This is a genomic window from Bradyrhizobium sp. McL0615, from assembly GCF_049993905.1.
GTDB lineage: Bacteria > Pseudomonadota > Alphaproteobacteria > Rhizobiales > Xanthobacteraceae > Bradyrhizobium.
Genome location: NZ_CP188254.1, coordinates 2,710,586 through 2,731,617, shown reverse-complemented (window position 1 = coordinate 2,731,617; position 21,032 = coordinate 2,710,586). Strand labels below are relative to the sequence as shown.

Sequence of the window (21,032 nt, the reverse complement as noted above, 5' to 3'; positions counted from 1 at the left end):
TGGGTAAGGGTCACAGGCCGAGCGCGAGGCGGCCGGCGGAGATTCGGGTGGTGTCGTCCTGCGGGGTATGCACGCGCCCGCACAGCGCGTCGCGATAGTGCCGCTGCAGTGGATTGGTTCGCGACAGGCCATGATTGCCCGCCAGCGACAGCGCATCTTCGACTACAGCGACGGCATTGTTCGTCACCGTCATCTTGACGATGCTGGACTCGGTGGCGATGAGCGGCAGATTGTCGTCAAAGCCATCGGCGAAACTGCCGATCAGGCGCGCGTTCACGGAAAGCCGCGCCTCGATGCCGCCGAGCACTTCCTGCGCCCGAGGCAAAGTCGCCAGCGGCGCGCCGAGATTGGCCGGCACCCGCTCCCTAAGGAAACCGATCAGCCAGTCGCGGGCTGCGCGGGCGACGCCGTCATAGATCGCAGAGATGAAGATCGCGCCGACGGTCGCCTGGGTAAAGTCGGGCGTCCGCCACTCCTCCGGCAGACGAACGTCGATCTCGTGATCAAGCGGGAACACCACATCTTCGAACACGACATCATGGCTGCCGCTGGCGCGCAGGCCGAGATGGTCCCAGGTCTCCACGATGCGCGTGCCCGGAAGGCCGGCCGGAACCAGAAACAATCCGACGCGCGTTTCCGCTTCATCGGTCTTGGCCCAGACCGCATACCATTTCAGGATCGGCGCCCCGGTCGAATAGATCTTGCGGCCCGACAGCCGCCACCCGGTTTCGGTGCGCCGGGCGATGGTCGCGGGCAGCCCTCCCCGCGCGGGCGATCCGAGTTCAGGCTCGACGCGAAGCGCGTTGATCATGGCGACACCATCGACCGTCTCCCGAGCCAATTTCCGGGACAGGCGGGCCGGCCAGCGCGAACTGCGCGCCATCACCAAGTGCTGGATGTAATGCATCGACAGGACAAGCGCGGTCGAGGGATCGGCCTTGCCGACGATGCCGAGAACCTGCGCGGCTTTTGCGGCACCTGCGCCACCACCGCCCAAGGCCGACGGCACCGTCAGAGCCAGCAGACCGGCCTTCGACAGGTACTCGAAATTCTCGAACGGAAAACTGCCATCGCGATCGTGAATCGGCGCCCGCTCCGCGAATGTCGGCGCGAGCAGAACCGCACGCGCCGCATGATCCGATTCGTTTGGCCGCTGCGGCTCCCTCGCCGCGCTCTGGCTTGCGGACGTCACCATGTCGCGTCCAATCCAAGCAAGCCGAGAATCTGTTTGCGCAGGTCCGCAAGATAAGGATCGCCGCGATGACGCGGATAAGGCCGGTCCACCAGAATATCGGCTTTGACACGCGCGGGCCGGTCGCTGAGCACGATGACGCGGTTGGCGAGGAACAGCGCCTCCTCGGCGTCGTGGGTAACGAGCAGCGTGGTAAAGCCCTTGCGCTGCCAGAGCGAGACGAGTTCGGCCTGCATGGTGATCCGCGTCAGCGAGTCCAGCTTGCCGAGCGGCTCGTCGAGGATGAGGATTTTCGGATCGTTGACGAGCGCGCGCGCCAGCGCCACGCGCTGCGCCATGCCGCCCGACAGCTGATGCGGATAGGCGTTGCGGAACGCCGAAAGGCCGACGAGATCGAGCGCCTGGTCGACCCGGTGCCGTTGGCTTTTCAGAATACCCTGCGCCTCCAGACCGAGCGCGACATTGTCCCAGACCGAACGCCAGGGAAACAAGGTCGGGTCCTGAAACACGACCACGCGGGAGGGATGCGGTCCCCTGATGCGGTTGTCGTCTTCCCGCAAGGTACCGGATCCGGGTTTCTCCAGCCCCGCCACCAGCCGCAGCAAGGTGGACTTGCCGCAGCCGGATGGTCCCAAAAGTGCTACGAATTCGCCGGGCTCGATGATCAGATTTATGTCTTCGAGCACCGGGAGCACGGCGCCGTCGATATCGAAGGCATGGCTGACATGTTCGACATCGAGCGCAGCGCCGGTCGCGGGTTCAGCGACCGACTCTGCAACAGCTTGCGCTACCATTTGACGACACCTTTCTGCCAGACGAGCAAGCGGTCACGCGTCCGGAACAGCAGCGTGATGGCGCCGGAGCACAATAGCGACATCACGATCAGCGCCGCATACATGTTGGCGTAGGCCGCCCATCCCTGCGCCCATTGCAGGTACCAGCCGAGCCCCGCCTTGACGCCGATCATTTCGGCCACCACGAGCACGGCGAACGACGAACCGAGCCCCATGAACAAGCCGACGAACACATGCGGCAGCGCCGCCGGGATCGCGACCTTGAGCACGAGGAAGGACGGTTTTGCGCCCAGCGTTCGCGCGACGTCGTAATAGGCGTTGCTCACGCTCGCGACGCCGGACCAGGTGAGAACCGTCACCGGGAAGCCAGTCGCCAGCGCGATCAGGAACGTGCTGGCGCTCCAGCTCGAGGGAAAGGTGAAGAAGGCGATCGGAAGCCACGCCGTGGCCGGCAGCGGCCCGATAAAGCGCAACACAGGGTGCACCCAGTAGCCGACGCTTCGCGACCAGCCGATCGAAACGCCGGTCAGGAAGCCGATCGTTGCGCCAATAACATAGCCGCCGAGTTGCAGCTTCACCGAGGCAAAGACGCTGTCGAGCAGCTTTGGCAGATCGTCCGTATAGACTTCGAGGATGGCCTGCGGCGGCGGGAAGAACGGCAATGGCAGCCAGGCGAACTTTGCAGTGGCAAGCTCCCACACCGTCAGGAACAGGCCGAGTGCGACAAGCCACGGCGCACGGCTGCGCAAGGCCGGCCCAGCGGCACCGAGGAAATCGGCGCTTAGCGTACCGAACAGCACGAACGCAGCCACCACGAAAGCTGCAATGCCGAGCGCGTAGGTCCGCGACCAGTCGCCAAGGTCCGGCCACCACAGGGATGACAGGCCGAACGCTATCCAGGCAACGGCCGCAGCAACCCCGATGCCGGAGCTTTTCAGCCAATCGCCGATCGCTTCCGCACGTGAGCTGGCTGCACGCGAGCCCTCGACGGAGATCGCATCAGACACCGAATACGTCGACATAGATCTTCTCCGCGAATTTGGCCGTGTCGGTGCTCGGCTTGAACACCGAAACCGCTTTCAGATCGTCGGCGTACCCCTTCAGCTCGCGCTTGAGCACGTCGCCGACGGGATGATGGTGGTGGGTGTGATAGCGCGCCATCGCCTCGAGATCGGCGAGCGTCGCGGTCTTGGGCGCATAGGGTTGGAATGACTTCGCAGCCTTGTCCGGATTTTGCGATGTGAACATCGCCGCATCCAGCAGCGCCTGCGTGAGCGCGCGGGCGACCTGCGGCTCCCCGCGGATCAGGCTGCCGCGAATGCCGACAATGCAGCAGCTCTTGTCGCGGTACTCGCCATCGAGGTTGGAGGCGACCTCCTTGTACTGGCTGTCCTTCAGCCAGAGATGCGCGAGGGGATCTGACGCCAGGAAAGCCTGTACCTCGCCTTTCTCAACCGCGAGGTTGAGCAGATTGCCTGGATACGGCCGCCAGTCGACATCCTTGTTCGGATCGATGCCGAGTTTGGCGAGCTGGATCGAGAAGAAATTCTTGTCGGGTCCGGCGAGATCGCCGACGGCGACGATCTTGCCCTTGAGGTCGGCAAGTTTATCGACGCCGGAATTGGTTCGCGTCAGCACCCGCATGCAGCCGCCATGCGTTCCCGCCACGATCTTGACGTCAAAGCCCTGCTCCAACGGCTTCAGCCAGCGGAGAGCCATGCCAAGGCCCGCGTCACTCTTTCCGGTGGCGATGGCTTCAAGAAGTTGGTCCGTTGAACCGCTGTAGTTGACGAGCTCGACATCGAGATTCTGCTTCTGGAAAAAGCCGTAGTCGATCGCGACCGCCACCGGTGCGAGGCAGACCGCGCCTGCGTTCCATGAAAGTTTCAGTTTGCGCGGCGCCCCCGTCAGCGGGGTCGCGTCCGATGCCGTTTTGCAGATCGGGAATTCCGAAAAATCGATCGCCGGCGCTACGGCGCGAAAGGGAAATGCCTGCGCGCCGATGACGCCCAACGGCGCCGCCAACGCCGCGGCCGCGCCGGAGCGCAACAGCGTGCGCCGATCCAGTAACCGCCTGCCGCGCTGCCCGTTTTCCGACATTATTCTTCTCCTTTGCACGCACGCGACCACGCTCACCGCAAGCGCGGGAAGCGCTGCCGCCTGGCACCGTGAAATGTTTGATTTGGTTCAGTCCTGACGAGAATTCCGCTTCTCGTTCCGCTGAGTTGACGCTGCGATGATGCGCGGCAACAATGGGATCGTCAATAAAATGGAATTTTGAATGTTGAAACGGACGGAGAGATTATCTCCCTGTTCCCTCCACTGGACGGTCGAACGATTTTCGTGCGGCCCTATTCGGCTCAACTCATAGGCAGAACGACATGCAAGTCACGATGAAGGACAGAGTCGCCGTGGTCACCGGTGGCAGCAAGGGCCTTGGGCTCGCGATGGCAAGGCAGTTCGCCGCCTCCGGCGCCAAGGTAGCGATCCTCGCGCGAGGCGCGGCCGACCTGAAGGCGGCGCGGGAAGAGCTCGGCAACGAAGGTCTGAAGGTTGCCGACTACGTATGCGATGTCTCGAAGGCGTCGGATATCGCGAAGGCACATGACAAGATCGTCGGCGATCTCGGCCCGGTCGACGTTCTCGTCAACAACGCCGGCACGGCGCGGACGATGGCGTTCGAGAACATTTCCGACGAGGCCTGGCAGGACGACCTCGACCTCAAACTGTTCGCCGCGATCCGCTTCTCCCGGCTGGTCTGGCCCGGCATGAAGTCGCGCAAATGGGGCCGCATCATCAACGTGCTCAACACCTATGCCAAGGCGCCGGCGGCGTCCTCGGCGCCGACATCGGTATCGCGGGCAGCCGGCATGGCGCTGACCAAGGTGATGGCGAGCGAAGGCGGCGAGCACAACATCCTTGTTAACGCCATGCTGGTCGGCTTGATTATGAGCGATCAATGGGTGCAGCGGCATGCCAAACAGGCGCCGGACATGGATTTCGAGGTGTTTGCGAAAAACCTAGCCAAGGGCACGCCGCTGGGGCGCATCGGCACGGCGGAGGAATTCGCCAACCTAGCCTGCTTCCTCGCCTCCGAGCAGGGATCGTTCATCACCGGCACCGCCATCAATGTCGATGGTGGGCGGTCGCCGGTGGTGTGAGGGGCGATTGACAAAGTCAGCGCCGCGCTCTCGTCTCCCTCGCCCCGTTCTTGCGGGGAGAGGGTCGGGGTGAGGGGCTCTCTCCGCGAGTTGCGAATGATGTGAGACCTGTGCCCCCTCACCCGGATTGCTTCGCAATCCGACCTCTCCCCGCAAGCGGGGCGAGGTAGAAAAAACAAAAAGGCCCCCGTCGCCGGAGGCCTTTCCGTATTCTCAAGCCGCCTTCGCGGCCCTGATCTTAGACCGCGTCCTTGGCGGCCTTGACCGGGCGGGCGCGCACGATCTTGCGAGCCGGCTTGGCCTTGAACATCATTTCTTCGCCCGTGAAGGGGTTGGTGCCCTTGCGAGCTTTGGTCGCGGGCTTCTTGACCACGACGAACTTGGCGAAGCCGGGGACGAGGAATACCCCGTTCTTCTTGAGCTCCTTGTGGCCAACGTCAACGAGCGCTTCCATCACGCCCTTGACCTCTTTCTTCGAAACTTCGGTGGTGGTCGCGATCTTCTCGATCAGCTGCGACTTAGACATTTGGGTGGCCATGATTGCTCCATTTGATTCTGGCACCGGCGACGATATGGCGAAAACAGCCTAAAAAACAGGGTTTCCGACAATCTGCACAGTTATCTCGCTAGTCGAGTTGAAGTGATTCGTCCAATTTTGGCTGGTTTTTAGGCCCTCTAAGCTGTGCGAAGCCTATTTTTAGGGGGAATCCGGGGCTCCAGCTGCCCCATTTCCGGACAACCCCGGGCTGCCACCCGGCCCACGTCTCTATTAAGAGGCGTCTTCATTACGCGCGCCAGCGCAAAAACGAGCAAGCCGAATACGCGCTGAGCACCTTGTTTTCAGGAGGATTTTCCGGCCCACGCGACGATTAGAAAATGACTCGCGTTCCCGTTCCATCGTAACATCGCCTCAAGGCGGACGCCTGAAGGCCCGCCACCAATACCAATAGTTTGTCCGGAGACTTCGCATGGATTTGACGCGCCTTGAGATCAATCGCCGCACCGCACTGCTGACGTCGGCGGCGATAGCGGCCAACGTGATCAATCCGATGCGGGCCTTCGCGCAGGAAACGCCGCGCAAGGGCGGCGTGTTCAACGTCCATTACGGCGCCGAGCAGCGTCAGCTCAACCCGAGCATCCAGGCTTCTACCGGCGTCTATATCATCGGCGGCAAGATCCAGGAAAACCTGGTCGATCTCGACGCCAACGGCCAACCGGTCGGCGTGCTCGCCGAGAGCTGGGAAGCCTCGCCCGACGGCAAGACCGTGACCTTCAAGCTGCGCAAGGGCGTCACCTGGCACGACGGCAAGCCTTTCACCTCGGCCGACGTCGAATTCACCGCCATGAACATGTGGAAGAAGATCCTCAATTACGGATCGACGCTGCAGCTGTTCCTGACCGCGGTCGAGACGCCGGACGCAGAGACAGCGGTCTTCAAATATGAGCGGCCGATGCCGCTGAACCTGCTGCTGCGCGCCCTGCCTGACCTCGGCTACATCTCGGCCAAGCACCTCTACGAAAGCGGCGACATCAGGCAGAACCCGACCAACCTCGCGCCCGTCGGCACCGGCCCGTTCAAGTTCGTCAAGTATGAGCGCGGGCAATATGTCATCGCCGACCGCAATGAGAACTACTGGCGCCCCAACGCGCCCTATCTCGACCGCATCGTCTGGCGCGTGATCACCGATCGCGCGGCGGCCGCGGCGCAGATGGAAGCCGGCGAGCTGCACTACTCGCCGTTCTCCGGGCTGACGATCTCGGACATGGCGCGTCTAGGCAAGGACAAGCGCTTCATCGTCTCGACCAAGGGCAATGAAGGCAACGCGCGGACCAACACCATCGAGTTCAACTTCCGCCGCAAGGAGCTATCCGACATCAGGGTTCGCCGCGCGATCGCGCATGCGATCAACGTGCCGTTCTTCATCGACAATTTTCTCGGCGATTTCGCCAAGCTGGGCACCGGGCCGATCCCCTCGACCTCGACCGATTTCTATCCGGGTGCGAACACGCCGCAATACCCTTACGACAAGGCCAAGGCCGCCGCCCTGCTCGACGAGGCCGGCTTCAAGCCAGGCACCGGCGGTACGCGGTTTTCGCTCAAACTGCTTCCCGCGCCCTGGGGCGAGGACATCTCGCTGTGGTCGACCTTCATCCAGCAGTCGCTCGGCGAGATCGGCATTCCCGTCGATATCGTGCGCAACGACGGCGGCGGCTTCCTCAAGCAGGTCTATGACGAGCACGCCTTCGATCTCGCGACCGGCTGGCACCAGTACCGCAACGATCCCGCCGTTTCGACCACGGTCTGGTACCGCTCGGGCCAGCCCAAGGGCGCGCCCTGGACCAACCAGTGGGGCTGGGCGGACAAGAACGTCGACAAGACCATCGACGATGCCGCGACCGAAGTCGATCCGGCGAAGCGCAAGGCGCTCTATGCCCAGTTCGTCAAGGAGGTGAATACGGAGCTGCCGGTCTGGATGCCGATCGAGCAGATTTTCGTCACCGTGATCACGGCCAAGGCGCGCAATCACTCCAATACCCCGCGCTGGGGCTCGACAAGCTGGCACGATCTTTGGCTTTCGGCCTGACACTATATCCGCCACAATAGGCGTATGCGTATCCTGGCCCTTGCGGGGCGGCGGCTTGCCGCCTCGATTCCGACCCTTATCCTGATCCTGATCGGCGTGTTCCTGCTGCTGCAGTTCGCGCCGGGCGATACCGTCGATGCCATGATGGCGCAGATGGGCGGCGGCGATGCCGCGACCGCCAAGGAGCTGCGAAAATTCTACGGGCTCGACCTCTCGATCCCGGCGCAGCTTGGCAATTATCTCTGGCGGCTGGTGCGGCTCGATCTCGGCTTCTCATCGATCTACGGCAAGCCGGTGGCATCAGTCATCCTGGAGCGGCTGCCACCAACCATCCTGCTGATGACAGCCTCGCTGTCGTTCGCATTCTTCTTCGGCCTCTTGTTCGGCGTGATCGCCGCCCGTGGGGTGAACCGCTGGCCGGACACGCTGATCTCCACGCTGGGCCTCGTGTTCTACGCCACGCCCTCGTTCTGGTTCGGGCTGATGGCGATCGTCGTGTTTTCGGTTTACCTACAGTGGCTGCCGCCCGGCGGGTTCGAGGATATCGGAACGGTGCAGACCGGCATCTGGCGCGTGTTCGATATCGCAGCCCATCTGGTGTTGCCGACGCTGACGCTGGGGCTGATCTTTCTGGCGATCTACCTGCGCATCATGCGCGCCTCGATGCTGGAAGTGCTCAACCTCGATTATGTCAGGACCGCACGGGCAAAAGGTCTCGACGAGACGCGCGTGGTGACACGGCACGTGCTGCGCAACGCGCTGCTGCCAATGGTGACGCTGATCGGTCTGCAGGCCGGCACCATGCTGGGCGGATCGGTGGTGGTCGAAAGCGTGTTCTCGCTGCCAGGGCTTGGTCGCCTTGCCTATGAATCGGTGGTACAGCGCGACCTCAACACGCTGCTCGGCATCGTGTTCGTCTCCGCGCTGCTGGTGATATCAGTCAACTTCGTCGTCGACCTGGTCTATGCGCGGCTCGACCCCCGCATCACGGCCGAGGGCTGACGCGATGGACGCGATCAAGCGCTACTTCCGAAGTCCCGCCGCGGTCGCCGGCCTGGTTCTGCTGATGGTCGTGATCGCGATGGCGATCTCGGCCGGCTTTCTCTATCCCCGCGATCCGCTGGCGCTGGCCGGGCGCCCGCTGATCTGGCCTTTCACCAACCCGCGCTTCCTGCTCGGCACCGACAATTCCGGCCGCGATATCGCCGCCCAGATTTTCTACGGCGCGCGGATTTCGCTTCTGATCGGCGGCGTCGCCACCGCGATTGCGATCCTGATCGGCATTCTGGTCGGCGCCTTCGCCGGCTACTACGGCGGCTGGGTCGACAATGTTCTGATGCGGATCACCGAGGCGTTCCAGACGCTGCCGAATTTCGTGCTGCTGCTGGTGCTGGTCGCGGTGTTCGGCTCGACGCTGACCACCGTCACCATCGCGGTCGGCGTGGTGTCGTGGCCGGCGCCGGCGCGGCTGACCCGCGCGGAATTTTTGTCGCTCCGCAACCGGGAATTCGTCCAGGCTGGCCGAACGCTGGGGATGAAGGACATTCAGCTCATTCTCGGTGAAATCCTGCCCAACGCGCTGCCGCCGGTGATCGTCTATGCCAGCGTGGTGATGGCGGTCGCAATCCTGCTTGAAAGCGCGCTGGCCTTCCTGCGCCTGTCCGATCCCAACGTCGCATCCTGGGGCAATTTGATTGGCCTCGGCCGCGATGTGCTCCGGGTGCAATGGTACGTCTCGGCGATCCCCGGCATCGCCATCCTCGTCACCGTGCTCGCGGTATCGTTGGTCGGCCAGGGTCTCAACGACGCGCTCAATCCGAGGCTCAAGGGCCGATGAGCGCTACAGAGACCATCCTCTCGCTCGATCGCTTGAGCGTCCGCCTGCCCCGCGGCGCGGACCGGACACATGCGCTCCAGGATGTGTCGCTGGAGATCGCATCCAACGAAATCCTCTGCGTGGTCGGCGAATCCGGCTCCGGCAAGTCGATGATGGCCAATGCCGTCATGCGGCTGTTGCCCAATGAGGTGACGATCGGCGGTGGCCGGATGCTGTTCGAGGGCCGCGACCTCTGCGCGGCGACGGTTTCGGAAATGCGCGAGGTGCGCGGCGCCGGCATTGCGATGATCTTTCAGGAGCCGATGACGGCGCTCAATCCGCTGCGCACCATCGGCGACCAGATCGCGGAAATGTTCTCGATCCACACCGATTTGTCGAAGGCCGAGATCGGCGACAAGGTGATGGCCCTGCTCGCGGACGTCCGTATTCCCGATCCGAAGGTGGCGGCAAAGGCCTATCCGCACGAGCTGTCGGGCGGTCAGCGCCAGCGCGCCATGATCGCGATGGCGTTGGCGTTGGACCCAAAGCTTTTGATCGCCGACGAGCCGACCACCGCGCTCGACGTCACCACGCAGGCGCAGATTCTGAAGTTGATCCGCGACCTGCAGCAGCGCCGCAAGACGGCGGTGATGTTCATCACTCATGATTTCGGCGTGGTCGCCGAGATTGCCGACCGCGTGGTGGTGATGCAACACGGAGTGATCGTCGAACAGGGTACAGCTACCGACGTGCTGAACCGTCCGCAGCATGCCTACACAAAACAACTCATCGCCGCCGTGCCGCCGCTGAAGGCACCGCCGCCGCGGACGCTTGCCGCCGACAACATCCTGACGATCACAGACGTATCGAAGACCTATCGCACCGGCGGTTTTCTCGGCCGCGGCGCGCGGGTGACGCCGGCCGTGAAGAATGTTTCGCTTAACCTGCCGCGTGGCGCAACGCTCGGCATCGTCGGCGAGTCCGGATCGGGTAAATCGACGCTGGCCCGCTGCATCGTGCGGCTGATCGACCCCGATACCGGCGCAATCGTGCTCGAAGGCCGTGACTGGGCCAAGATGACGCGCGAAAACGTCCGCCGCGAGACACGTCATATCCAGATGGTATTTCAGGATCCGTTCGGCTCGCTCAATCCGCGCCGCAAGGCGGCCGAACTGGTGGCGCAGGGCCCGATCGTGCACGGCACACCGCGCGCGCAGGCGATTGCGGATGCGAAGGAACTGTTCGCGCTGGTCGGGCTCGACCCTTCCTCCGCCGACCGCTATCCGCATGAATTCTCCGGCGGCCAGCGCCAACGCATCGGGTTGGCGCGGGCGCTGGCGCTGAAGCCGGACGTGCTGGTCGCGGACGAACCGGTGTCGGCGCTGGATGTTTCGGTGCAGGCGCAGGTGCTGAAGCTGCTCGCGGAACTGCGCGCGCGGCTCGGGCTTTCGATCGTGTTCATCACGCATGATCTGCGCGTAGCCGCGCAGATCTGCGACCTCGTCGCCGTGATGAAAGACGGTGAAGTGGTGGAGCATGGGCTGGCCGGCGAGGTGTTCGGTAACCCGCAGCATCCCTATACGCGGGCGTTGCTCGATTCGATTCCGGGCGGGGAATTTGCGAGAGAGCACGCGACAGAGGTGGTGTAGCTCTGACACGGCGGCGGTGTGGCCACTCCCTCTCCCCGCCTCTTGCGGGGAGAGGGTTGGGGTGAGGGGCTGCTTCAGCGCATTCCAACTCTCATTCGGATTCGCGGAGAGAGCCCCCCACCCCGACCCTCTCCCCGCGAAGAGCGGGGAGAGGGAGAAGTGGCGCCTCACCTGCTCGGATCACGCCATCTCCCTCGCATCTCTGCGTCGATAGACCAGCAGCATCAGCGGCGCGAGCTTGCGCAAAATGCCGTGGCCAACAATCGGCACCGGCTCGGTGAATGGCAGCGCCAGCTCGTTTTCCGGCACGCCGCGGACGGCTTTTGCGAGTTCATTGCCGAGCGGGATCGTCAGCGCCACGGCGCGGCCATTACAGCCGGTCCAGCCATAGGCATTGGGACCGAGCTTGTGGATGCGCGGCAGGAAATCCGTGGTCATGCCGACGTAGCCGTTCCAGACATAGTCGAACGAAACCTCGCCGATCTGCGGCCACAGCCGCTGCAGGCGCTCGGTAACGCGCGCCTTGATCCGCTCGACCTTGTTGCCGGGACCGATCACCGCGCCGCCGGTGACGAGACGGTTTCGGGCGTCGTAGCGTGCGAAATAGAGTTCGCCATGGGTATCGGACATCGCCTGCCGGCCGGGGATAATGGTCTTGCGGACGTTGTCGGACAAAGGCTGCGTCGCCATCTGCCAGGACAGCACCGGCATCACCTCATGCGCAATCTGCGGCACCAGCGACTTTGAAAATTCACCACTATAGGCATTGGTGGCCATCACCAGCGCGCGGCCGGAAATCTCGCCCTTGGCCGTCTTGACTACCCAGCGGTCATTGCGGCGTTCAAAACTCTCCGCCGGCGAGCGCGCGTAGATGCGCGCGCCCAGCCCAAGCACCGTGCGCGCGAGGCCGCGGGCCAGCGCCAGCGGATTGATATGGCCGCCGGTCTTGTTCCAGAAGCCGCCGTACCATGCATCCGAACCCAGCATGCCGCGCGTCTGCTCGCGCGACAGCAACTCCACAGGCGCGCCGAATTTTGACCACTGCCGCACGCGACGTTCGGCGATCTTGATGCGGCCGGGAGAATGCACGGGCTGCACCCATCCGGCCTGTTCCCCTTCGGCGTCGATGTTGTAGCGCCGTGTCACGTCGAACAGATAGGATGCGCTATCGCGCAGCATGCCGACAAAACGTTCTCCTGCCTCACCGTGCTTCGCAACAATGTCCTCCGGATCCGGCCGCGACAGCGTCGGGATCACTTGGCCGTTGTTGCGCCCCGAAGCGCCCCACCCCGGCTCCGCGGCCTCGACAATGGCGACATCGACGCCCGCTTCGCGCAGATGCAACGCGGTGGAAAGGCCGGTAAAGCCGCCGCCGATCACGATCACATCCGCCTGCTGCGTGCCTGATAGTTCAGGAAATTCAGGCCCCGCCGGCGTCATCGCGGCCCACAGGGATTCGGGCCAGCGGACGTTGCTCGTATTCATCGGTATCCTTTCTTGCAGGGGCCTTGTCGTTCTGCTTAGTTTAGCTCCCTAACAAGCCTCAAGGAAATAAAAGAGTGGCACTCAAAAACGTCATCGGAATCGATCACGCCGTGGTCATGGTGAAGGACCTCGACAAGGCCGCCGAGAACTACAAGCGGCTTGGCTTCACCGTATCGCCGCGCGGCACCCACAGCGCGCATATGGGATCGGGCAATTACACCATCATGTTCGATCCCGACTATATGGAATTGCTCGGCGTGCTGACGCCGACGGAACATAATGCTCCGGCGCGGGCCAATCTCGAAAAGAACGGCGAAGGCATCGAGCGCATCGCATTCACGGCGGTGGATTCAGCCCTGGGCGCGGAAGAAATTCGCGCGCGCGGCTATCCACCCGTTGGCCCCACCGATTTCGAGCGGCCGGTGACGCTGCCCGATGGAACGGTGTCCGCCGCCAAATTCCGCACTTTCCAATGGCCGACATCGGAAGCGCCGGGCGGCGTCCGCATCTTCGCCTGCCAGCACAAAACACGCGAGACAGTGTGGATTCCCGAACTGATGAAGCACGCCAACGGCGCCAGGCGGCTGAAGCAGGTGCTGATGGTGGCGCCTGAACCCGCCAAGGAAGCCGCGCATCTGTCCAGGATGATCGACCGCGAGACGCGCAACGAAGCGGACGGTGCGGTCGCGGTGCCTTCGGGCGGCGACCGTGCAGATTTCGTGTTCCTGACCAAGGATCAGCTCGGCAAGCGTTATCCCGGCGTGTCGCTGGCCGGCCTGCCCGAGCGCGGCGGCGCGGGGCTCGTGATCGTGGCTGATGTCACGGCGGCGGAGAAGGCGCTGGGCGCTGTCGGCGTAAAAAGCGCAAGCGGCGTCGTGGTGCCGCCGGCTTCCGGCAACGGCACGATGCTCGCGTTCGTCGTGGCGTAGCCGGCAGCGCCAGCCGCGCTGCATCGGGAAAGCCGGAACATGGCGAAGAGCAAGGCCGAGACGGACGGCGACACGGCGGCAGCCCGCCGTGGCCGCCCCCGTTCTGCCGAGACCACCAACGCCATTCTGCAAAGCGCCTACACGCTGATGGCGACGACGGGTCTCGCCGCCACCAGCATCGATGCGGTTGCGCGGCACTCCAATGTCTCGAAGATGACCATCTACAAATGGTGGCCGTCGCGCGAGGCGCTGCTGATCGACGCGTTTCTGAACCATGCCTCGTTGATGCTGCCGCTGCCGACATTAGGCGCGCCGGCGGAACGCCTCCGAAGCCACGCCGCGGCTTATGCGAAGGCGCTATTGGGCGAGTTCGGCAGGGTGCAGCTCGCGGTGATCTCCGAATGCATCTCAAACACGGGGTCTGCGGAGATTTTCTACGAGCGCTATCTCGGCTACCGAAGAACCGCTTTGGTCGAATTGATCGCCGCCGGCCAGCACGACGGAAGCATTGCGGCCGCCGGGACGCCGGAGGACCTGTATGATGCAATCTATGGCAGCCTGTTCTACCGCTACATCTTCGGAATCAAGCCGATCTCGCCGGCGCAGGCCCGCAATCTCGTCGACACCCTGCTGATGATCAGGAGCCGCTGACGCCGTCGACACGGCCATGCCGCTGGCGACGAAACCAGGCCCAAGTCTCGCGCGTCACGGCCAGATAGCCCCTGCCCCGGAACACAATTCGCTCGTCAACGATCGCGTTCAGCTTCGGCAGTGCATGAAACGGGATCGAAGGATAGGCGTGATGCTCGACGTGATAGGGCATGTTCCACGCAAACCATCGCATGACCATGCCGGTGTAAGTGGTGCGGGTGTTCTGAAAGGCGCTGCGCGTCCGTTCACAGCCGGTGTGTTCGGCATAGAGATAAGGCCGCAGGAATAGCTGACCGACGATCAGGGGAATGATCCAGACCCAGAGCAGAAGCGCCGTATGGAGCGCGATCGAGGCGAGCAGCAGCACGGCATAGCAGGCGACATAGAGGCGCGCCTCCTTCACGACGATGTGGCGCTTGCCTTCCGGGATCCATGGCGCGGAGGCGTCGCCGGTAAAGGCATGGCGAAGCATCAGCCCTACCCGGAAGGCAACCTGCCGAAGACCGGTATAGGCGATCGCGAGCTGCGTATCCGAGGTGGGCATCGGACCAACCAGCAATTCCGGATCCCGATCCGGATCCTGCGTGTAGCGATGGTGGTCCCAGTGGAACAGGCAATAATATTCGTAAGGCAGCCCAATCGCGAATGAAGACAGATGGCCGAGGGCGAGATTGAGCGCGCGGCTCCGAAACGCCGTCTTGTGGGCGGTCTCGTGCACGATCATGAACAGGAAGGCTATGAAATAGCCCTGCACCACGATCAGCGGCATCGCCCAGAACACGCCATAGGTCGAGGATACCAGCCAGATCAGCGTGCCGAAAACACCGATCGCACCGTAATGGCTGATTGCGCGAACGACGCCCGGAAGGCTCGATCGCGCCGACAACTCACGGAGCGCGGCCGACGTCAGCGGCTTCTCTCCCGTTGCGGTAATCGCTGTGCTCATGGTTGCAATCGCCTCCCAGGATGATTTCAGCTCTGCAGCAGCGCCGAGATCTCGGCGTTGATGAAGGCGCGGTCTGCGGGAATGTTGATGGGATTTCCGGCACGGTGTCCGTGGACCGAGGGAATCGGATGGAGCTCGGCCGACTTTGCATTCACAAGGCCGCCGATCTCCGCCTCGTTGTCGCGCATGTCGAAGTAACGATCCGTCTGCCCCGGCATCAGCAGCACCCGCGCCTTGATGGCGGCCAGCGCGCGGCCGATGTCGCCGCCGAATTCGGCACATTGGCTGATATCGCCACGCTGCCAGATCCCGATCTGCGCCAGCAGATTGTTGGCGTCACGCCGCGAGAAAGCATCGTCCCAGGCGCGTGCGAGGTAGTCTTCCAGCGAATGGAAGCCGGCCTCGCGCCACACCTCAGCCCGATAGAAGGCGTGCGACATCGCCCATCCGGCATAGATGCGCCCCATGGCGCGCAGACCGGCGGAAGGCTTTTCGACGAAACGGCCATTCCTGAACGTCGGGTCTGCGGTCAAGGCCGCCTTCACGCCTTCGAGGAACACGCGATTGTAGGGCGAACATCTGGCACTGCCGCAGACGACGGCCGCCCGTTCCACCATGTCGGAATGGCAGGCTGCCCAATGATAGGCTTGCATGCCGCCCATCGACCAGCCGTAGACGAGCGCGATGCTTGAAATTCCGAACTGCTCGACCAGAAGGCGGCGCTGGACCGCCACCGCATCGTGATAGCTGATATCGGGAAACGGCGTGACGTCGGAATTGGACGGTGAAGAGGATAGGCCGTTACCGAAGAGATTCGGAATGACGATGAAATAGCGATCAGGATCCAGCACGCCGCCACGCTGGATCAGCCATTCGGTGTCATAGTGCTGGGCGCTGAACGATGTCGGGTAGACAATCACATTGTCCTTCCGCGCGTTCAGCGTGCCGTAGGTCTTGTAGGCGAGATGCATGGAAGGGAAGACGACACCCGACTGCAGCACGACGTCCCCTGCGTCGAAGTTGTCATAGTCACCGTTGGTCGTCATGCGTTATCCCTCGGCGCGCCAATGGGCGCAGCCCATTACTGTACCAATTGTACATTATTTAGATTGGCTTGCAACCGCGTTATTGCGTGCTTAGCCTTCGTATTGCAGCACGTGCATGCCGGCGTTCCAGTCGCTGACATACATCAGCCCCTCCGGGGTGACGTAGGTGTCACAGGTCTTTGCGGCCAGAGAAATATTGGGCCGCGGATCCACCAGCTTGCCGGGCACCGGCGGCACCCAATAGGCAATCTCCTTCGGCACGAAGGCATCCCTGATGTCGAACACCCGCACCCCCGCCGTATTGTAGGTAGCAAACACCGTCTCTTCACTTTGGAACGAGCCGGGCCGATTTTCGTGCAAATTGTGCGGCCCAAACGTCCCGATGCTGCAGAAGTCCCGTTCGCGTGGTGTCGGCAGCGTCGATATCGGCACCGGATTTTCCGGAGCGCGGACGTCGACAATGAACGTGTAGAACAAGCCTTTGGCGCATTTTTCGGCATTGGCCTCGTCGGCCACGACAGCTAGTCCCCGCTTGGGCAAAGGCAGCGGCGTATGCGTTCCCCCGGGAAAAGGCGGCGACCAGTTGATGCGCGAAATCAGCGTGGGCTTCGCGGGATCGCTGATGTCGTGGATAGTGAATCCGCCATCGCGCCACGCCGCATAGCCCCGGTTACCGGCGGTGATCATGTGATGCAGGGCAACGCGCTTGCCTTTGGGCAAGTCAGGCTCGCCGGCGGCGCGGTTCATGCCAGGCAGCCACCATCTAGAGACGATCTCCGGCTTGGCTGTGTTCTGCAGATCGACGATGCACAGGATGTGATCGGTGAAGCCGTCGAAATGCGCCGATACATAGGCGTAGCGTCCTCCCGGCCACCACAGGCGGTTGATCCCGAAGCCGGGCATTTCGAGGAAGGCAATTTCGCGCATTTCGTTCGGCCTGGAGATGTCGTGGATGGAAAGGCCGGACCGGAATTTTTTGCGGTTGGTGATGCTGTCGGCCAGGTTGTTCTCGAAGTAGCCGCGCATGCTGTCGTAGGATTGCATCGCCACGATGTTGGCGCCGTTGGCGAGCAGCATCAGGTCGTCCGAGACCTGCAGGTGATGGGTGCGCGTGTACTGGCCGGCGGTGAAGAAGCCTGTAGGCTTCAGATTGCGCGGGTCCGACGCGTCCAGAATGGTGACGCCGTCGCTGAACATGTGCCCGACGTAAACGTGCTTTTTATTGACCATCACCTGTACGCTGTCGGGCCGTCCGCCGATGTCGCTGTAGGAAATGTGCTTGATACCCTTCCCGATTCCTTGCGGAGGAATTTCGGTATCGGCAGCGAACGCGGACGCAGACAGGCTGGACATCGCGGCGGTCCCAGCCAGCGCACCGAGCTGTTTCAAGTGCTGACGGCGCGAAAATTCCGGCATGGTCGCCACTCCCCAGAACAGCCAGTCTGTCTTCCCTCGCTGCAGTCTGGCCGCAGTCGATGATGCAGACTTTCGAAGTTGGGCGACGCTAAACCTGTTTGGACTGGTTCGTAAACTGCCAATCCTGCGTTAGCGCTGGGTCATTCGCGGCGGCACTCGTGCCAAAATACCGCCCAATAGGGCTATGCAGGCTGCGGGCGGGCGCTAGAATTCGCATAAAACAAGCTGACCTCCAGGGAGCGTAACAACAATGAAACATCGTCCGATCTCGCGCCGCGCACTTCTGGCTGGTACGGCCGCCGCCGGTGCGCTCAGCCTCACCGGCGTTCCCGCGCGCGCAGAGGTGCAATGGAAGAAATATGCCGGTACCAAGCTCGAGGTGATCCTCGCCAAGGGTCCGCGCGGCGACAATCTTCAAAAGAACATCAAGGAATTCACCGAACTCACAGGCATCCAGGTCGAATCCGAGCAGATCCCCGAGCAGCAACAGCGCCAGAAGGCCGTGATCGAACTCGCTTCGGGCAAGCCGAGCTTCGACGTCATTCATTTGAGCTATCACGTGCAGAAGCGGCAGTTCGAAAAAGGCGGTTGGCTCGCCGACATGTCCGGTTACATGAAGGACCCGAACCTCACCGCCCCCGACCTCGTCGAGAGCGACTTCTCGGCCGCGGGCCTGCAATACGCCAAGAACGACAAGGGGCAGATGCTGTCGCTGCCGTGGTCGGTCGACTATTTCATCCTCTACTACAACAAGGAATTGTTCCAGAAGAAGGGCGTCGCCGTTCCCAAAACCTTCGACGAGATGGTCGCGGCGGCCGGAAAACTCACCGACGCCAAGGAAGGTACGTTCGGTTTCGTCGGGCGCGGCTTGCGCAACGCCAACATGACGCTGTGGACCAACTTCTTCCTCAATTGCGGCGGCGAATTTCTGGACGGCAAGGGCGGCATCCTGACCGATGGCCCCGAGGCGATCGAGGCCACCAAGCTCTATCAGACGCTGTTGACCAAGGTTGCGCCTCCCGGCGTCGCCGGCTTCAACTGGATGGAGTCGATGGCATCGTTCACGCAAGGCCGCTCGGCGATGTGGATCGACGGCGTCGGCTGGGCGCCCCCGCTGGAAGACCCAGCCGCCTCGCGCATCGTCGGCAAGGTAGGCTACACCGTCGTGCCCGCCGGGCCGAAGGGACAATATTCGGCGACCTATGGCGACGGCCTCGGCATCGCGGCCGCCAGCAAGAACAAGGAAGCCGCCTATCTGCTGTGCCAGTGGGCGGTCTCGAAGGCGCAAGGCGCGCGGCTGTTGCAGGCCGGCGGCGGCGTGCCGTTCCGCAACTCGATCCTCAACGATCCCGAGATCCAGAAGGGCGTGAAGATGCCGAAGGAATGGCTGCAATCGGTGATCGATTCCGCCAAGATCAGCAAACTCGGCCTGCCTGTTATCATTCCGGTTGCGGAATTCCGCGACCTCGTCGGCGCGGCCATCACCTCGACCCTCGCAGGCGCCGATCCGGCCGCCGAATTGAAGAAGGCCCACGAGCAGTTTCGGCCGATCCTGGAGCGCAGCGAAAAAGCGTGAGTGCGGTGACACAGACTACTCCGGCCGCGGCGGAAGCCGCGCCGGAGCGCGAATGGCGAGCGCCGTCCTACTGGCCCTTCGTGGTGCCGGCGCTGGTGGTCGTGCTGGCCGTGATCGTGTTTCCATGGCTGTTCACGATCTGGATGAGCCTCAACCAGTGGAAGGTCGGCTCGCCGACTACCTTTGTCGGGCTCGCCAATTATGTGCGGCTGCCGAACGATCCCCGCTTCGTCGAGGCGGTGGGACACACCATCCTTTACACCGCCCTCTCCGTGCTGCTGCCGCTGATCTTCGGCACGTTCGCCGCCGTAGTGTTTCACGCCAAATTCCCCGGGCGCGGTTTTCTGCGCGGCGTCTTCATCATGCCGATGATGGCGACCCCTGTTGCGATCGCGCTGGTCTGGACCATGATGTTTCATCCGCAACTCGGCGTGCTCAATTACCTGCTCTCGCTGATCGGCCTGCCGCCGCAGCTCTGGGTGTTTCACCCGGGGACGGTTATCCCAGCGCTGGTGCTGGTCGAGACCTGGCAATGGACGCCACTGGTGATGCTGATCGTGCTCGGCGGCCTGGCCGCGATCCCGACCGAGCCTTATGAGAGCGCGCAGATCGACGGCGCTGGCGTCTGGCAGATGTTCCGCTACATCACCCTGCCGCTGATCACGCCGTTCCTGTTCATCGCCGGGATGATCCGCATGATCGACGCGGTAAAGAGTTTCGATATCATCTTTGCCATCACCCAGGGTGGGCCCGGCTCGGCGTCAGAAACCATCAATCTCTACCTCTATAGCGTCGCCTTCATCTATTACGACCTCGGCTACGGGTCGGCGATCGCGGTGGTATTCTTCCTGCTCATCGTCGCGATGGCAGCCATGATGCTGCACCTGCGCCAGCGCACGCTGTGGACCGAGATCGGCGGCGGCGCATGAGCCTGCGTCAGATCCTCGGCAAGATCGGGCTCTGGTTCGCGGTGCTCGTCATCGTATCGCCGGCCATCCTGTTCTTCCTCTGGATGGCCTCGCTGTCGCTAAAATTCGAGGTCGACAACGCCGCCTACCCGCCGGTCTTCTTCCCGGAGCGCATTGCCTGGAAGAACTATGCCGATGTGCTGGCGTCGAACCGCTTCCTGACCTACTTCGTCAACAGCCTGATCGTGACCGGCAGCGCGACCGGGCTCGCGATGCTGGTCGGCGTGCCCGCCGGCTACGGGATCGCGCGCATGGCGGCGCACAAATCTGCGATCGTGATCCTCATCGCCCGCATCACGCCGGGACTGTCCTATCTGATTCCGCTGTTCCTGATGTTCCAGTGGCTCGGATTGCTCGGCACGCTGGTGCCGCAGATCATCATCCATCTGGTAGTGACGGTGCCGATCGTGATCTGGATCATGATCGGCTATTTCGAGACCACGCCGCTCGAGCTCGAGGAGGCCGCCCTGATCGACGGCGCCACGCGCTGGCAGGTGTTTCGCCATGTGGCGCTGCCGATCGCACGGCCGGGACTGGCGGTCGCCTTCATCCTCGCGGTGATTTTCTCCTGGAACAATTTTGTGTTCGGCATCGTGCTGGCCGGGCGGGAAACGCGCACGCTTCCCGTCGCGGTCTACAACATGATCTCGTTCGACCAGTTGAGCTGGGGACCGCTGGCCGCGGCCGCCCTCATCGTCACGTTTCCGGTGCTGCTGCTGACGGTACTGGCGCAGCGGCAGATCGTCGCCGGGCTGACGGCGGGCGCGGTCAAAGGCGGCTGAGAGAGCCCCCTCACCCCAACTCCGCAAGAACGGGGC

At 62.9% G+C, this 21,032-nt stretch carries 19 protein-coding genes; 10 read left to right on the top strand and 9 right to left on the bottom strand.

The features are described 5' to 3' along the window. Nucleotides 1-10: 10 nt before the first annotated feature. The 4 genes from ACPPVP_RS13080 to ACPPVP_RS13065 are packed head-to-tail and all read right to left on the bottom strand — an operon-like array spanning nucleotide 11 to nucleotide 4,086. Nucleotides 11-1,195, bottom strand: a complete 1,185-nt coding sequence (locus tag ACPPVP_RS13080; protein WP_426534774.1) for an acyl-CoA dehydrogenase family protein — start codon at nucleotides 1,193-1,195, stop codon at nucleotides 11-13. Further along, nucleotides 1,189-1,986, bottom strand: coding sequence for an ABC transporter ATP-binding protein (locus tag ACPPVP_RS13075; RefSeq protein WP_426534772.1), 798 nt, complete (start codon nucleotides 1,984-1,986; stop codon nucleotides 1,189-1,191). The genes ACPPVP_RS13080 and ACPPVP_RS13075 overlap by 7 nt, the downstream gene beginning before the upstream one ends. Further along, the gene (locus ACPPVP_RS13070) at nucleotides 1,980-3,008 is read right to left on the bottom strand and encodes an ABC transporter permease (protein WP_426534770.1); all 1,029 of its coding nucleotides are present in this window, start codon (nucleotides 3,006-3,008) and stop codon (nucleotides 1,980-1,982) included. The genes ACPPVP_RS13075 and ACPPVP_RS13070 overlap by 7 nt, the downstream gene beginning before the upstream one ends. After that, nucleotides 2,986-4,086, bottom strand: coding sequence for an ABC transporter substrate-binding protein (locus tag ACPPVP_RS13065; RefSeq protein WP_426534768.1), 1,101 nt, complete (start codon nucleotides 4,084-4,086; stop codon nucleotides 2,986-2,988). The genes ACPPVP_RS13070 and ACPPVP_RS13065 overlap by 23 nt, the downstream gene beginning before the upstream one ends. A gap of 281 nt (nucleotides 4,087-4,367) precedes the next feature. On the opposite strand from ACPPVP_RS13065, the gene ACPPVP_RS13060 reads away from it, so the two are divergent. Then, nucleotides 4,368-5,147 (top strand): SDR family oxidoreductase, encoded by a 780-nt coding sequence (locus tag ACPPVP_RS13060; protein WP_426534766.1) that lies wholly within the window; start codon nucleotides 4,368-4,370, stop codon nucleotides 5,145-5,147. Between the two features lie 238 nt (nucleotides 5,148-5,385). Here ACPPVP_RS13060 and ACPPVP_RS13055 read toward each other — a convergent pair whose 3' ends face one another. Then, entirely contained in the window at nucleotides 5,386-5,685 is a 300-nt protein-coding gene (locus tag ACPPVP_RS13055; RefSeq protein ID WP_027536409.1) for an HU family DNA-binding protein, read from the bottom strand. Between the two features lie 430 nt (nucleotides 5,686-6,115). On the opposite strand from ACPPVP_RS13055, the gene ACPPVP_RS13050 reads away from it, so the two are divergent. Genes ACPPVP_RS13050 through ACPPVP_RS13035 form a run of 4 tightly spaced genes read left to right on the top strand, consistent with a single transcriptional unit; the run spans nucleotide 6,116 to nucleotide 11,197 of the window. Continuing rightward, nucleotides 6,116-7,732, top strand: coding sequence for an ABC transporter substrate-binding protein (locus ACPPVP_RS13050; protein ID WP_426534763.1), 1,617 nt, complete (start codon nucleotides 6,116-6,118; stop codon nucleotides 7,730-7,732). 24 nt (nucleotides 7,733-7,756) lie between these two features. Continuing rightward, nucleotides 7,757-8,734, top strand: coding sequence for an ABC transporter permease (locus ACPPVP_RS13045; protein ID WP_426534761.1), 978 nt, complete (start codon nucleotides 7,757-7,759; stop codon nucleotides 8,732-8,734). Between the two features lie 4 nt (nucleotides 8,735-8,738). Beyond that, nucleotides 8,739-9,569: an ABC transporter permease gene (locus ACPPVP_RS13040; protein WP_426534759.1), complete on the top strand. Its 831-nt coding sequence runs from the start codon at nucleotides 8,739-8,741 to the stop codon at nucleotides 9,567-9,569. Continuing rightward, a complete protein-coding gene (locus ACPPVP_RS13035; RefSeq protein ID WP_426534757.1) occupies nucleotides 9,566-11,197 on the top strand; it encodes an ABC transporter ATP-binding protein in 1,632 nt (543 codons plus the stop codon). Before ACPPVP_RS13040 ends, ACPPVP_RS13035 begins: the two co-directional genes overlap by 4 nt. Nucleotides 11,198-11,377: 180 nt before the next feature. On the opposite strand, the gene ACPPVP_RS13030 is transcribed toward ACPPVP_RS13035, so the two are convergent. Then, nucleotides 11,378-12,682: an NAD(P)/FAD-dependent oxidoreductase gene (locus ACPPVP_RS13030; protein ID WP_426534755.1), complete on the bottom strand. Its 1,305-nt coding sequence runs from the start codon at nucleotides 12,680-12,682 to the stop codon at nucleotides 11,378-11,380. A gap of 74 nt (nucleotides 12,683-12,756) precedes the next feature. On the opposite strand from ACPPVP_RS13030, the gene ACPPVP_RS13025 reads away from it, so the two are divergent. Then, a complete protein-coding gene (locus tag ACPPVP_RS13025; protein ID WP_426534753.1) occupies nucleotides 12,757-13,611 on the top strand; it encodes a VOC family protein in 855 nt (284 codons plus the stop codon). A 39-nt stretch (nucleotides 13,612-13,650) separates the two neighbouring features. Next, on the top strand, nucleotides 13,651-14,262 hold the full coding sequence (locus tag ACPPVP_RS13020; protein WP_426534751.1) for a TetR/AcrR family transcriptional regulator: 612 nt from the start codon (nucleotides 13,651-13,653) through the stop codon (nucleotides 14,260-14,262). Here the strand turns inward: ACPPVP_RS13020 and ACPPVP_RS13015 are convergent. From ACPPVP_RS13015 to ACPPVP_RS13005, 3 genes are all read right to left on the bottom strand, one after another. Next, the gene (locus ACPPVP_RS13015) at nucleotides 14,249-15,208 is read right to left on the bottom strand and encodes a fatty acid desaturase (protein ID WP_426534749.1); all 960 of its coding nucleotides are present in this window, start codon (nucleotides 15,206-15,208) and stop codon (nucleotides 14,249-14,251) included. The two genes, ACPPVP_RS13020 and ACPPVP_RS13015, sit on opposite strands and share 14 nt — an antisense overlap. A 26-nt stretch (nucleotides 15,209-15,234) precedes the next feature. After that, the gene (locus tag ACPPVP_RS13010) at nucleotides 15,235-16,254 is read right to left on the bottom strand and encodes an alpha/beta fold hydrolase (protein WP_426534747.1); all 1,020 of its coding nucleotides are present in this window, start codon (nucleotides 16,252-16,254) and stop codon (nucleotides 15,235-15,237) included. Nucleotides 16,255-16,344: 90 nt separating this feature from the next. After that, entirely contained in the window at nucleotides 16,345-17,670 is a 1,326-nt protein-coding gene (locus tag ACPPVP_RS13005; RefSeq protein ID WP_426534745.1) for an LVIVD repeat-containing protein, read from the bottom strand. A gap of 250 nt (nucleotides 17,671-17,920) precedes the next feature. Between ACPPVP_RS13005 and ACPPVP_RS13000 the strand changes: the two genes are divergently transcribed. The 3 genes from ACPPVP_RS13000 to ACPPVP_RS12990 are packed head-to-tail and all read left to right on the top strand — an operon-like array spanning nucleotide 17,921 to nucleotide 20,996. After that, nucleotides 17,921-19,246 (top strand): ABC transporter substrate-binding protein, encoded by a 1,326-nt coding sequence (locus tag ACPPVP_RS13000; protein ID WP_426534743.1) that lies wholly within the window; start codon nucleotides 17,921-17,923, stop codon nucleotides 19,244-19,246. Then, a complete protein-coding gene (locus ACPPVP_RS12995) occupies nucleotides 19,243-20,175 on the top strand; it encodes a carbohydrate ABC transporter permease (protein WP_426534741.1) in 933 nt (310 codons plus the stop codon). The genes ACPPVP_RS13000 and ACPPVP_RS12995 overlap by 4 nt, the downstream gene beginning before the upstream one ends. After that, nucleotides 20,172-20,996 carry a carbohydrate ABC transporter permease gene (locus tag ACPPVP_RS12990; RefSeq protein ID WP_426534739.1) on the top strand — a complete coding sequence of 275 codons (825 nt, stop codon included), beginning with the start codon at nucleotides 20,172-20,174 and terminating at the stop codon, nucleotides 20,994-20,996. Before ACPPVP_RS12995 ends, ACPPVP_RS12990 begins: the two co-directional genes overlap by 4 nt. Nucleotides 20,997-21,032: the final 36 nt, after the last annotated feature.

Bases quoted from the DNA above. Each gene is read 5' to 3' on its own strand.
- ACPPVP_RS13080 (WP_426534774.1), bottom strand. From the start codon at position 1,195: ATGGTGACGTCCGCAAGCCAGAGCGCGGCGAGGGAGCCGCAGCGGCCA.
- ACPPVP_RS13075 (WP_426534772.1), bottom strand. From the start codon at position 1,986: ATGGTAGCGCAAGCTGTTGCAGAGTCGGTCGCTGAACCCGCGACCGGC.
- ACPPVP_RS13070 (WP_426534770.1), bottom strand. From the start codon at position 3,008: ATGTCGACGTATTCGGTGTCTGATGCGATCTCCGTCGAGGGCTCGCGT.
- ACPPVP_RS13065 (WP_426534768.1), bottom strand. From the start codon at position 4,086: ATGTCGGAAAACGGGCAGCGCGGCAGGCGGTTACTGGATCGGCGCACG.
- ACPPVP_RS13060 (WP_426534766.1), top strand. From the start codon at position 4,368: ATGCAAGTCACGATGAAGGACAGAGTCGCCGTGGTCACCGGTGGCAGC.
- ACPPVP_RS13055 (WP_027536409.1), bottom strand. From the start codon at position 5,685: ATGGCCACCCAAATGTCTAAGTCGCAGCTGATCGAGAAGATCGCGACC.
- ACPPVP_RS13050 (WP_426534763.1), top strand. From the start codon at position 6,116: ATGGATTTGACGCGCCTTGAGATCAATCGCCGCACCGCACTGCTGACG.
- ACPPVP_RS13045 (WP_426534761.1), top strand. From the start codon at position 7,757: ATGCGTATCCTGGCCCTTGCGGGGCGGCGGCTTGCCGCCTCGATTCCG.
- ACPPVP_RS13040 (WP_426534759.1), top strand. From the start codon at position 8,739: ATGGACGCGATCAAGCGCTACTTCCGAAGTCCCGCCGCGGTCGCCGGC.
- ACPPVP_RS13035 (WP_426534757.1), top strand. From the start codon at position 9,566: ATGAGCGCTACAGAGACCATCCTCTCGCTCGATCGCTTGAGCGTCCGC.
- ACPPVP_RS13030 (WP_426534755.1), bottom strand. From the start codon at position 12,682: ATGAATACGAGCAACGTCCGCTGGCCCGAATCCCTGTGGGCCGCGATG.
- ACPPVP_RS13020 (WP_426534751.1), top strand. From the start codon at position 13,651: ATGGCGAAGAGCAAGGCCGAGACGGACGGCGACACGGCGGCAGCCCGC.
- ACPPVP_RS13015 (WP_426534749.1), bottom strand. From the start codon at position 15,208: ATGAGCACAGCGATTACCGCAACGGGAGAGAAGCCGCTGACGTCGGCC.
- ACPPVP_RS13010 (WP_426534747.1), bottom strand. From the start codon at position 16,254: ATGACGACCAACGGTGACTATGACAACTTCGACGCAGGGGACGTCGTG.
- ACPPVP_RS13005 (WP_426534745.1), bottom strand. From the start codon at position 17,670: ATGCCGGAATTTTCGCGCCGTCAGCACTTGAAACAGCTCGGTGCGCTG.
- ACPPVP_RS13000 (WP_426534743.1), top strand. From the start codon at position 17,921: ATGAAACATCGTCCGATCTCGCGCCGCGCACTTCTGGCTGGTACGGCC.
- ACPPVP_RS12990 (WP_426534739.1), top strand. From the start codon at position 20,172: ATGAGCCTGCGTCAGATCCTCGGCAAGATCGGGCTCTGGTTCGCGGTG.